This is a genomic window from Streptomyces sp. NPDC058086 (genome assembly GCF_042885015.1).
In the GTDB taxonomy this organism is placed as follows: Bacteria; Actinomycetota; Actinomycetes; order Streptomycetales; family Streptomycetaceae; genus Streptomyces.
The window spans coordinates 114,119-125,731 of sequence record NZ_JBHVST010000004.1; the positions used below are offsets into that span (position 1 = coordinate 114,119).

The 11,613-nt window shown below is 70.4% G+C and carries 10 protein-coding genes; 3 read left to right on the forward strand and 7 right to left on the reverse strand.

The annotated features are described in order from the left end of the window. The 7 genes from ACFVWD_RS04675 to ACFVWD_RS04705 all read right to left on the reverse strand — a co-directional run bounded on the left by ACFVWD_RS04675 (position 1) and on the right by ACFVWD_RS04705 (position 7,200). Positions 1–963, reverse strand: coding sequence for an ornithine cyclodeaminase family protein (locus tag ACFVWD_RS04675; protein WP_389593943.1), 963 nt, complete (start codon positions 961–963; stop codon positions 1–3). Continuing rightward, positions 960–1,970, reverse strand: coding sequence for a 4-hydroxy-2-oxovalerate aldolase (gene dmpG, locus ACFVWD_RS04680; protein ID WP_389593944.1), 1,011 nt, complete (start codon positions 1,968–1,970; stop codon positions 960–962). The genes ACFVWD_RS04675 and dmpG overlap by 4 nt, the downstream gene beginning before the upstream one ends. Next, complete coding sequence (locus tag ACFVWD_RS04685) at positions 1,967–2,896, reverse strand: acetaldehyde dehydrogenase (acetylating) (protein WP_389593945.1); 930 nt, start codon at positions 2,894–2,896, stop codon at positions 1,967–1,969. Before ACFVWD_RS04685 ends, dmpG begins: the two co-directional genes overlap by 4 nt. Continuing rightward, a complete protein-coding gene (locus tag ACFVWD_RS04690; protein WP_389593946.1) occupies positions 2,893–3,774 on the reverse strand; it encodes an HpcH/HpaI aldolase/citrate lyase family protein in 882 nt (293 codons plus the stop codon). The genes ACFVWD_RS04685 and ACFVWD_RS04690 overlap by 4 nt, the downstream gene beginning before the upstream one ends. Further along, complete coding sequence (locus ACFVWD_RS04695) at positions 3,771–5,045, reverse strand: aminotransferase class I/II-fold pyridoxal phosphate-dependent enzyme (protein ID WP_389593947.1); 1,275 nt, start codon at positions 5,043–5,045, stop codon at positions 3,771–3,773. The genes ACFVWD_RS04690 and ACFVWD_RS04695 overlap by 4 nt, the downstream gene beginning before the upstream one ends. Then, on the reverse strand, positions 5,042–5,830 hold the full coding sequence (locus tag ACFVWD_RS04700) for a cupin-like domain-containing protein (RefSeq protein ID WP_389594046.1): 789 nt from the start codon (positions 5,828–5,830) through the stop codon (positions 5,042–5,044). The genes ACFVWD_RS04695 and ACFVWD_RS04700 overlap by 4 nt, the downstream gene beginning before the upstream one ends. A 95-nt stretch (positions 5,831–5,925) precedes the next feature. Beyond that, a complete protein-coding gene (locus tag ACFVWD_RS04705) occupies positions 5,926–7,200 on the reverse strand; it encodes an MFS transporter (RefSeq protein WP_389593948.1) in 1,275 nt (424 codons plus the stop codon). A 401-nt stretch (positions 7,201–7,601) separates the two neighbouring features. On the opposite strand from ACFVWD_RS04705, the gene ACFVWD_RS04710 reads away from it, so the two are divergent. The 3 genes from ACFVWD_RS04710 to ACFVWD_RS04720 all read left to right on the forward strand — a co-directional run bounded on the left by ACFVWD_RS04710 (position 7,602) and on the right by ACFVWD_RS04720 (position 11,056). Then, positions 7,602–9,089: an aminopeptidase P family protein gene (locus ACFVWD_RS04710; protein WP_389593949.1), complete on the forward strand. Its 1,488-nt coding sequence runs from the start codon at positions 7,602–7,604 to the stop codon at positions 9,087–9,089. Between the two features lie 156 nt (positions 9,090–9,245). Next, entirely contained in the window at positions 9,246–9,776 is a 531-nt protein-coding gene (locus tag ACFVWD_RS04715) for an ArsR/SmtB family transcription factor (protein ID WP_389593950.1), read from the forward strand. Then, positions 9,776–11,056: an MFS transporter gene (locus ACFVWD_RS04720; RefSeq protein ID WP_389593951.1), complete on the forward strand. Its 1,281-nt coding sequence runs from the start codon at positions 9,776–9,778 to the stop codon at positions 11,054–11,056. Before ACFVWD_RS04715 ends, ACFVWD_RS04720 begins: the two co-directional genes overlap by 1 nt. Positions 11,057–11,613: the final 557 nt, after the last annotated feature.

Consider the following 11,613-nt stretch of genomic DNA (forward strand, 5'->3'; position numbering starts at 1 on the left):
TCATGGCCCGGCGCCCGCGGCCGCGAACAGGGCAGCCGCGGCTGCCGTGTCCTCGATGGCCATGCCCACGCTGCGGAACACCGAGGTCCTGCCGTCCACGCCCGCCGTCCCCTCGACCAACTCCCCCAGTTCGTGCAGCGCGTGGACGTCGATCAACCCGTCGGCCAGAGCGGCTCGGACCTCCCCCGCCTCGGCCCGGGCGGCGGCCCGCTCCTCCACGACGACGAACGCGTCCTCCAGCAGCGCCGGGTCGACCTCAAGGGCTTCCTCGTGGGTTCCGCCGATCACATTGAGGTGCGCGCCGGGCGACACCCATCCGGCCTTCACCAGCGGCTCCCGGCCGCCCGTGGAGGTCGCGGTGCAGATGACCGCCGCGTCGGAGACGGCCTCCTCGGCCGTGTCGCACACGAAGACCCGGATCCGGTCGTCGGTGGTGTCGCGGATCCACTGTGCGAACCGCTCGGTCCGCTCCCCGGTACGCGAGAACACCCGGACCGTCCGAACGGGACGCACCGCGAGCACCGCCCGCACCAGGGCGCGTGCCTGTACACCGGCGCCGATCACGGCCAGGTCGGCGGCGTCCGCCGGGGCGCACAGGCGGGTGGCCAGCGCGGCTGTCGCGCCGGTGCGGACGGCGGTGAGCTCGGCGCCCTCCAGCAGGGCGGTGACCCGGCCGGTGTCCAGGTCGGTGAGCACGACGACGCCGTGGATCAGCGGCAGCCCACGGTCGGGGTTGCCCGGGGTGAGAGTGGTGATCTTGACGCTGCCCACGCCGTGCCGCTCCCAGACCGAGGTGGCGGTCAGCAGCTCCCGTCGTTCGCCGTGCGGGACGACCGTACGCGGCGGGGACGACACGCGTCCGGCCGACAGGTCCGCGAGGGCCTCGGCCAGCGCGTCGACCACCCGCAGCAGCCGTTCCGTACCCGCCATGTCCTCGGGACCGATGGTCACCGGCCCGGTCATACGGCTCTCTCCCCGGCCCTCAGTGCGGCCACCGCATCCGGGATCAGGTCCTCCTGCCCGGCGATGGCCTGGCATCTGCCGAGTTCGAAGAAGACGTCTCGCGGATCGACTCCGGCCCGCTGCGACTGTTGCAGCACCTCGTGCTTGAACCCGGAGAACACCCCGGCCAGACCGCTGACGATACTCAGCGAGCCGGTGACCGGCGGCGCGGGCATCAGCTCCCGCTCGGCGAACTCGGCGGCGTCCAGCAACCCGTACAGGTCGATGCCGGTGACGAAGCCGGTCCGCTCCAGCACCGGCACCAGAACCTCCAGCTGGGTGTTGCCCGCTCCGGCGCCGAAGCCGCGCGCGCAGCCGTCGATGATCCCGGCGCCGGCCTGGGCGGCCGCGACGGAGTTCGCGACGGCCATGCCGAGGTTGTTGTGCCCGTGAAAGATCACCGGGACGTCGACGGCCGCACGGATCGCGCCGATCCGTGCGGTGACGTCCTGGGGCAGAAAGTGGCCCGCGGAGTCCATGATGCCCACTGCCTCGGCCCCGTACCCGACGGCGTGTGCGGCATGCTCGGCAAGTTCGGCGGTGGTGGCCATGTGACTCATCATCAGCACGCATTGGGCCTCGGTGCCCTGCTCGCGCAGCAGGTCCAAGTGGCGCTCGGCGAGAGAGGTCTCCGTGCAGTGCACACCGATGCGGATGACGTCCGTGCCGTGCCTGATGGCCTTGCGCAGGTCGTCGGAGGTGCCCCAGCCGGGCAGCATGAACGCGGCCATCCGGCTGTGACGCAGGGCTTCCCGCACGGTCGACAACATCAGGTCGTCGCTGACGGCGGCCCGGCCGACCTGGAGGGAGGAGGCGCCCAGGCCGTTGCCGTGGCCCACCTCCACGACCGGGATGCCGGCGGCGTCGGCCGCCTCCGCATAGCCGCGCAGTGCTGCCGCCGTGAGCTGGTGGCGCACGGCGTGCTGGCCGTCGCGCAGCGTGGGGTCGTGAATCACCACGGACCTCACCGGCCCGCCCCCTTCCGGGAGGCCGAGGCGAGCCGGGCCGCATACTGTTCGGCGACCAGGACCGCGGCCGAGTCGATGATGTCCAGGTTCCCCGCATAGGCGGGCAGTACGTCGCTGTCGGCGGTGACTTCCAGGGATACGGTGACCAGATCGCCGCGCACGTCGCAGGCGAGGACCCGGTAGCCGGGCGCGAACTCCTGCACCCGCCCGGACGCCTCGCCGACGGCGGCCCGCACCGCCTGTGGGTCGGCCTCCGGCAGCACCGCGTGGACGGTGGTGCGGAAGTGCGCGGGCGGCACGGCCGGACTGATGTTGAGGATCGCCTTGTTGCGGCGCACGCCGGTGAACGCGGTGAGGGCGTGCTGGGTGGTCGCGACGTATTCGTCGAGGTTGAGCCGGGTGGCCCGGCCGGCGATGCTGCTTGCCACGGTGGAGACGACCTCAAGGTACGTCACGTCGAACCGGTCGGCGAGGGCGTGCGCGACCGGGACCGACGCCTGCCCTCCGCAGCTGATCAGGCTCACGTTGCCCCCGGAGGGCGGCTGGACGCCCGTGACGGTGGGCACCACCATCTGCCCGGTCCTGCTGGGGGTCAGGTCGATCAGGAGCGTGCCGAGCGGTTGCAGCAGCCGCCAGTGCTCGGCGTGCGCCATCGCATTGGTGGCGTCGAACACCACGTCGAACGGGCGGGGCGCGGCGAGGATCGCGTCGATGCCGTCCGCGGTGGTCCGGCAGTCGAGCAGAGCCGCGTGCCGCAGGCCCGCGGACTCCGGATTGCGCCCGGCCACCAGGGCGCAATCCAGCGGGTCCGAACGGCTGATCTTGGAGACCAGGTCCTGGCCTATGGCGCCGGTGCCGATGACGGCCACTGCGAGCGGCGGGACCGCGTGCGGCCGCACGGTGGTGAGGGCCTCCGTGACGGTCATCGCCGCGCCTCCGCTCCCGCCGGACCCGACGCGAATCGCGCGGCCCAGGCTTCCCCGAGGGTGACGGTCGTCCGGGCCATCCGGGCGAACGGCGGGCCGACCATGTTGCCGTCCAGGACCGCGATTCCGCCGTTCGCGGACCGGACGGCCGCGGTGACGCGCCGGGCCTGGCGCAGTTCGTCCGGGTCGGGCCGCAGAGCCAGGTTGATCGCGTCGAGTTCACTCGGGTGCACGGTCACCTTGCCGTGGAAGCCCAGTTCGCGTACTCGGCCGATCTCCTCGGCCAGCGCCTCCGGTTCGGCCAGCCGGAAGTTGGCGGTGTCCACGCAGGCCTTGCCGTGCCGGGCGCAGGCCATGGCCATCGCCTGTCGCGCGGCGAGGAGTCCGGCCCAGGTGATCTCGACGCCCAGGGTGGCGGCGAGGTCCGCGGAGCCGAGGATCAGTCCGTCGGCGGCTGCCGCGATCGCGTCGACGGCGGCGACGGCGGCCGGGGTCTCCAAGGTCACGTAGATCTCGGGGTGGGCGCCGACCGAGGCGAGGGTGGCGCGCAGCAGCTCCACCTCGACCGCGGAGTCGACCATCGTCATCACCACGATGCCGGGCCTGACCGGGCTCTCGATGAGCAGCAACAGGTCGTGCACTGCCTCGGCGGTACCGAGCTGGTTGAGGCGTACCCCGATGTTCGCGGGCTCCGGCGCCTTCTCCAGCGCCGCGCGGCACATCTGCCGGGCGACCTGCTTCTCCGGCTGCGGGACGGCATCCTCCAGATCGATGACATGCACGTCGGCGTCGTACGACCAGGCCTTGACGACCCGGTCCATGGACAGCGCCGGCGTGTAGAGGATGCTGCGCGGGATGGCCCGGGCGTGGCCGGTCATCGTGCGACCTCCCCGGGCTCAGGTGTCACGCTTCGGGCGCCCACCTGGGTGAGGACCGCGCACAGTCGGCGGATCTGCTCCTCGGTCTGCCCGGTCCGCATCATCACGCGCAGTCCCGCGGTCCCGCGGGCGACGATCGGGAAGAACACCGGTGAGACGTAGAAGCCGGCCTCGAAGACCCGGCGGCCGGCCTCGATCACGGTGTCGTCGCTCATCGGGACCAGGCGGATGGGAAAGGTGCTGCCCGCCTGGTCGGTGCGGATCAGCGAGTCGAAGAGTGCGATGTTGGTCTGGAGCCGGTTCTGCAGTGCGGTCAGTTCGGGGGTGCGGTGGATTTCCGCGGAGGCGAGGCCGGCGCCGACGGCGGGTGTGTTCAGCAGCTGCGAGTAGTTCAAGGCGCCGCCGAAGCGCTCGATGACCCGCAGAGTCTCCTTCTCGTAGCCGTCGAGGACGATGGCCGCGCCGCTGGTGCCGAACGCCTTGTTCAGGGTCACCACCACGATGGTGCGCTCGTCCAGCACCGGGCTGTGCGAGCGGACGTAGCCGACACCCCGTTCCCCGTACGCCGACAGGGAGTGGGAGTCGTCGTAGTAGACCAGCAGACCGTACTTGTCCTGCAGTTCCGCCAGTTCCTTCACCGGCGCGTAGCCGCCGAGGCTGTCGCTGCCGTCACAGACGTAGGCGACCCGTTCGTACCTGCGGCAGGCGTCCTCGATGTAGTCGAGGTCGTGGTGGCCGCAGGTGACGACCTCCGTCTCATCGGCGCAGACCGGTTTGAGGTTCGCCATCGACACATGGGCGTTCTTGTCGAAGATCATCAACGGGCGGGTGCCATTGCCCAGATGGCCGGAGGCGATGAGTGGCAGCAGCCCGAACGTCGCCGTGCTGGCGGCGATGGAGCACACCACGTGGGCGCCGAACAGCTCGCCGAGCGAGTCCTCCAGTTCCAGCATCGCGGGTATCTGCACCCTGCTGCGGGCGATGCAGTGGTCCAGGACGCCGTAGCGACGCAGCGCCTCGATGCCGCCCTCGACGACCTTGGGGTGAGAGTCGAGGTCGAGGTAGGAGCAGCAGCTGAAGTTGACGAACTCGTGGCCGGCATCGATGAATTCGTGGCCGGGGGCGGCCCGCAGCACACCGGCGTCCAGATCGGCCACGATGCCGGCCAGCCCGTTGCGCTCCGACATGTCCCAGAACTCGTTGCCGATGCCGATCAGCTTGTCGTTGTTGCGGTAGCGGTGGGTGGGTGTGATGGTGACGCGCTCGGTCATGACGCCGCCTGAGCCGGTTCGTAGTTGTAGACGCCTCTGAGCTTGCGGAAGATGGCTGTGTAGAGCGCCACACCCAGCACGTACGGCCTGCGCAGGATCTTCGGGTCGCGGAGCCAGAAGTTGATGTTGATGTTCATCTCGTCCAGCGATTCGGCCTGGTGCCACCAGCCGAGCGGCAGGTAGAGCATCTGGCCGGGTTCCAGGATCAGTTCCCGGCGCTGGGCCAGCTTGGCGGCGAGCCTCGGGTAGCGCGCGGCGTCCACGTCGTCGAAGTCGAAGACCTGCGACTTGTCGCCGAATCCCCGCTTGAGTGAACGCGGGTAGTACTCCCTGGATCCCGGGGGCGCCAGGACGAACCGCTTGCGGCCCTCCAGAGCGATGTTGAAGTTCTCCAGCTCGTCGAAGTGGCTCTGGGTGAACACCCCGCGGTGGCTGATCCACAGGTTCGCCGCGTTGAGCGAGCGCCGGTAGTCGAACAGCTTCCCGGCGTCGAAGCCGAGGATCGCGTTGACGTCGGCCGGCCGGTTGCGGATGTTCGACACGACGCGGTTCCAGGTGCTCGCATCGTTCTGATAGCGGTCGTCGGCGAAGAACTCGGCGAGCCGGATCTCCCTGGTCGTCCAGCGCTCCGGGTTCCGCTTGTCGCTCGGCTCGGTGAAGAGGGTCACCGCGAGATGTCCGAGCCGCTCGGCCACCCCCTCCCTGCCCAGGCCGCGGGTGCCGCCCGGCAGGGTGACCACCACCGGAACGTCGGCCCTGATGAGAGCGTCACGGCCGAAGGCCATGAACTCGTCGAACGAGAGCCGGGGCACGGGCCGGCCTCCGAGATCTGCCCGTGTCGGGACAGGATCCGCTGTTCCCACAACTCTTCCCTCTCTGCTCACTGTTCCTGCACCGCCAATTCCGAGGTGGCCTCCGTGACCGGCCGACGGGTGCTCAGCACCGGCTGCCCCACGAGGCTCAGTGCCAGGGCCACGCACCCGCCGCCGACCCCGGCCCACGCCCCCGCCGCGGAGCCGAACGCGTCAGTCAGCCGCCCGCCCACCGCTGTGCCGGTGGCGATACTCAGCGCGCCGGCGCTGGTCAGCCACGAAAAGCCCTCCGAGAGCGCGCCCTTGGGGCAGACCGACTCGAGCAGCGTGCTGCCCGCGATGAGTCCCGGGGAGATGGCCACGCCCGCCAGGACGGCGAGGAAGCACATCATCAGGGAGGATCCGGCGAAGGCCAGGGGGACGACGCCGAGCGTCAGCACGCACGTGGTCACCGACAGCAGCCGGGCTTGCGAAAGCCGCCAGTCCACGGCGCCGTAGGCCACCCCCGCGATCAGGCTGCCGACCGAGATGAGGGCCAGGAACACGCCGCTCAGGCCGGGCGACGACTGCTCCCGCGCGAACGCGATCATCGTGACGTCGACCGCCCCGAACTGGAAGCCCATACCGGCGTAACAGAGCATCAGCACCCGCACCCCGGGCACCTTGATGGCGCGCTCGGGGCCGCGGCCGACCGTTGGCTCCGGCGTCGGCTCGGACTGGCGGTGCAGCGCCACGGCGATGGATCCGGTCAGCGTCAGCAGCGCACAGGCGACCAAGCTGGCAGCCGGGTGCACGGCGGTGGACAGCACCGTGACCAGCAGCGGTCCGAGCAGGAAGATCGTGTCGTCCAGCATGGACTCCAGGGCGTACGCGGTGCGCAGCATCCCTTGATCGACCATCACCGCCCAGCGTGCGCGCATGAACGAGGTGAACGACACCGAGGTACAGCCGGTGGCCACCGCCGCGATGATCATCACCGGCAGAGGGGCCTCCAGCACGATGGAGACGAGCAGCATCGTCATCCCCAGGACGTGCGCCGCGCACGCGGTGAGCAGGACCCTCCGCTGGCTGTAACGGTCGGCCGTCCGCCCCAGCACCGGGCTGACGGTGCCCTGGGCGAGCAGCATGGCCGCCGCCACCAGGCCGGCATCGGTCAGTGATCCGGTCTCCGCCGAGACAAGCAGCAGGCAGCTGATGGACCGCATGGCGATCGGGGCCCTGCCGATCACCCCCCACAGTGCCAGGGGGGCGGCGCCCGGCAAGCGCAGCAGCCGAAGATAGGCACCGAGTCCTGAACCCGCCCCCGAAGCACCCTCCGACACGGAGTCCCCCGTAACTGACATGACGTCATAAGTGTGATGTGCCCCGGAGTTTGGGACATCGGGGCATCGTCGAGCCACGCGGGAGCTGAGGACCCGCCGGCCGTCCCGTCGGACGTACCGGCGATCTTTGCCGTCCACCACGATGGATGGCAACGTTCGGCGGTCGAAAAAAATCGGCCGCATGTAGGGTGCGGACGGCGTGGTCCCTTCCGCGTCCGAGCAGCAGGCGTGCGGCCAACTCCCTTGAGGCGTAGGGCATGTGGTCCGTCCTGACGACACGGCCGCGCCGTATCCCGTCGCTCCCGCACGTCCCACGACCACGGAGCGGCGAGACCGCGCGCAAGAGCCGTCCACCCGTGAAACGGCGCCTGCCGCACGAGATCCAGGAGGGCCGTGCGGCAAACCCGAACGAGGAGGCATGAGTGAACGAGCCGACGTCCGAGACCCTGGAGCCCCAGACCCCGCGGAGCGCTCAGGGCGAGGAGACCGAGGCGGTGAAACCCCGCAAGAACGGCCTGGACCGCGGTGCGAGCGAGGAACTCGCCGAGAACATGCGGCAGGGCTGGGCCGACACCGAGCGGCACGACCTGGAAGCCGTTCCGCAGGCAGCGCACACCGCGCGCCGCCGTGCGGTGCTCTCCGCCCGCTTCCCCGGTGAGCGTCTGATCGTCCCCGCCGGCACGCTGAAGGTGCGCGCCAACGACACGTACCATCCTTTCCGCCCCGGCTCCGACTACGTCTATCTGACCGCCGACCAGAGCGAGAACGGCGTGCTGGTCCTGGAGCCGAAGGACGGCGGCGGCCACGAGGCCACCCTGCACCTGCTGCCCCGCTCCGACCGCGACAACGGGGAGTTCTGGCTCTCGGCCCGGGGAGAGCTATGGGACGGGCGGCGCAACAGCCTCGCGGAGAACGAGCGGCTGCTGGGGCTGGCCTCCGCGGACATCCGCCGGCTGACGGACCTTCTGGCGGACGCCACCGGCCCGGTGCGGGTACTGCGCGGCCTGGACGCCGGTGTGGAGGAAGCCCTGCGCGACAAGGTCACCGCCGAAGGCGATGAGGAGTTCCGGACCTTCCTCTCCGAAATGCGTCTGGTCAAGGACGACTTCGAGCTTGCCGATCTGCGCTTCGCCTGTGAGGCGACCGCGCGCGGCTTCGAGGATGTGGTTCGGGTGCTCGACAAGGCGCAGGCCAACTCGGAGCGCTACATCGAGGGCACCTTCTTCCTGCGCGCCCGGGTCGAGGGCAACGCGGTGGGCTACGCCTCCATCTGCGCGGCAGGTCCGCACGCCACGACCATCCACTGGGTGCGCAACGACGGCCCGGTCCGCCCGGGAGATCTGCTGCTGCTCGACGCCGGCGTGGAGACCCGCAACCTCTACACGGCCGACATCACCCGCACGCTGCCCGTCAGCGGTCGCTTCACGCCGCTGCAGCGCACGATCTACGACGCTGTGCTCGACGCCCAGCAGGCCGGCATCGAAGCGGTGAAGCCGGGGGCCTCCTACCGCGACTTCCACGAGGCCGCCCAGCGCGTGCTGACCGAGCGCCTCGTCTCCTGGGGGCTGTTCGGGGACCTGTCGGTGGAGAGGGTGTTCGAACTCGGTCTGCAGCGCCGCTGGACCATGCACGGCACCGGCCACATGCTCGGTCTCGACGTCCACGACTGCGCCGCCGCCCGCGCCGAGCGGTACGTCGGCGGCCCGCTGGAGCCGGGCATGGTGCTCACCGTCGAGCCCGGCCTGTACTTCCAGGCCGACGACCTGACGGTCCCCGAGGAGTACCGGGGCATCGGCGTCCGCATCGAGGACGACATCCTCGTCACCGAGGACGGCAGGGAGATCCTGTCCTGCGCCCTGCCGCGAGGGGCCGACGACGTCGAGACCTGGATGGCTTCGCTACTGCCCTGATCCCCCGTCAACCCGGGTTCGCCCGGCCGCCTCCGAGGACCGCCGTACGGCGCTCGGCAGCGGCCGGGCGCTCTGCTTTCCGGGGCCTGCGGGGCAGGTGAGCGGTGCCGGAGGATCGCATTGACAATATGGTCAAGACTCGTTGACCATTGCGGCGTGTCAGAAAAACAGCCGCCCGACAGCCAGGACGAAACGCTGCAACTCACCAGCGAGCTGCAACTGCGCGCCGTCAGCAACTTCGTGCGCCACCGCATCCTCCGCGTCCTGCGCGACCAGCCCGCGACCATCACCCAGGTCGCCGCCCGGATGGGCATCGCCAAGGGCAGCGCGAGCTACCACATTCGTCTGCTGGAGAAGGCGGGCATGGTGGCCGTGGTACGCACCCGCAAGGTCCGCGGGGTCACCGAGCGCTACTACGAACGGACGAGCAGCGGGATCAGGTTGCCCGAGCCCGAGCAGGGCGCACCCAACGTGGTGATGCGGCATGCCCTGGCTGATCTGGAGGCCGCGCCGAGCGGGCCGCCGCGTCTTGTCCGGATGCACCAGGCGCGGCTGAGCAAGGACAAGTTCGCGGAGTTCACCGCCCGCTTGGAGGCACTGGTGGAGGAGATCGCCGCGGTATCCGACCCAGCGGAGCCCGCGGCCACGCTCGCCGTGGCCTTCTTCCGACCCGAGGAGGACGTCTGATGTCCCCGCTGATGTCCCTGCGTAGATTGCGCGACGGTCTGCCTCCCGCCTTCAGCCGCCTGTGGTTCGCCTCGGCCGTGTCCTCCCTCGGGGACGGCGTCTACCTGGTCGCCCTGCCACTGTTCGCCGTCTCCCTCACGCCCGATCCGTTCGCCCTCAGTCTGGTCACCGCCGCTTCCCTGCTCCCGTGGCTCCTGTTCGGGCTGCTGGGCGGCGCGCTGGTCGACCGCTGGGACCGGCGCCGGACCATGTGGATCAGCGACCTCGCGCGTACTGCACTGCTGTCGGGACTGGTCGCGGCGACCGCCCTCGGAGCGGTGAACCTCCAGCTCCTCATCGCCGTGGCCTTCCTGCTGGGCATAGGCCAGATCTTCTTCGACACCGCCTCCTCGGCCTACCTGCCCCAGCTGCTCGACCGGAATCTCACCAGCCTGCGGCGCGCCAACACCTTGAAACAGGGCGCGCAGACGGCGACGAACGAGTTCGCCGGACCGCCGCTGGGCGGTCTGCTCTTCGCCCTCGGCCGGGCCGTCCCCCTGGCCTTCGACGCCCTCTCCTTCCTGCTCAGTGGGCTGCTCATCCGTACCTTGCCCGCCCAGCCGGTCGCTCCTGCCAAGTCGCGGCGCTCGCTGTGGTCGGACGCACGGGAAGGCGCCGCCTACGTCTTCGGCAACCGCGTCCTGCTCGGTCTCGCCCTGCGGTTTGCCGTCGGCAACCTCGCCTTCGCGGGTGGGGAGGCGGTCTTGGTTCTCTTTGCCCATCGCACCCTGCACATCGGGAACAGCGGCTACGGCCTCCTGCTCGCCACCCAGGCCGTCGGCGGCCTGGCCGGCACCGCGCTCGCCGGGCTGCTCGGCGCCCGGATGAAGACCGGTCACGCCCTGACGGTCACGGCCGCGGTGGAGGCGGCGGCGCAACTCGGCCTCGGTGTGTCCAGCGGGCCGTTCACCGCGGGTCTCTCCATGGCCGTCTGCAGTGCGGCGATGTCGGCGACCATGGTGCTCGTCCCGTCCGTGTCCCAGGCCATCGTCCCCGCCCACCTCACCGGCCGGGTCTCCGCCACCAACCGTATGCTGGGCGTCGGTGCGGCACCGGTGGGTGCCGTCCTGGGCGGCTGGCTGGCGACTGCGGCGGGGCTGCGTGCCCCCTTCGTCGCAGGAGCCTTCGTCCTCGCCGCGATGACCGTACTCGTCGCCGTGCTCACCAGTGCCGACCGCATTGAAGCCGCCCTTCAGGAGGCCCGGGACGAAACCGCCTCGGTCGACCTCCCGGCTGCCTGACGGACAACCCGACGGAGCGAAGATCCACGACGTCGCCGACGTACCCGGGCCGAAAGAAGCATGACGTCCCGGCGCTCACGCGCCGAAAGGACCACGAGCGGGCGTCGGCGCGGACGTCGGGTGGGCCCAGGCCCCCGCACGCGGCGTTCGTCCAAGACCCCGGCGGCCTACCGGCCGCCGGGGTCGTTTCACGCCCGCACATCGGCATCGCCGGCGATACCTGCGTGGTCATCTTGCCCGGCAACACCTACGCCGAAAGGAACACCGACGCCCTAACCCTGGCCCTGGCCCTGGCCCGCAGGATTGCAGCGTCACCGCTTGAACCCCGCCGCCACTCCAAAGAATCCGCACCCCACTCGGTAACTCGACCACCAACTGACTCCGAGGGACCGCGTGCCTCGGCGCCGATGCGGATGTTCGACTGAGGAACTTCCTCGCTCGAACGCCGACGGACGGAACCCACTGTCATGGGCAACAGACCAGTCGCGGTGGCGGTAGACCGGTCGGAGGAGCCGGGCGCGTGCAGATCAGCTGGGTGACAGCGTGCTTGCGCTCCT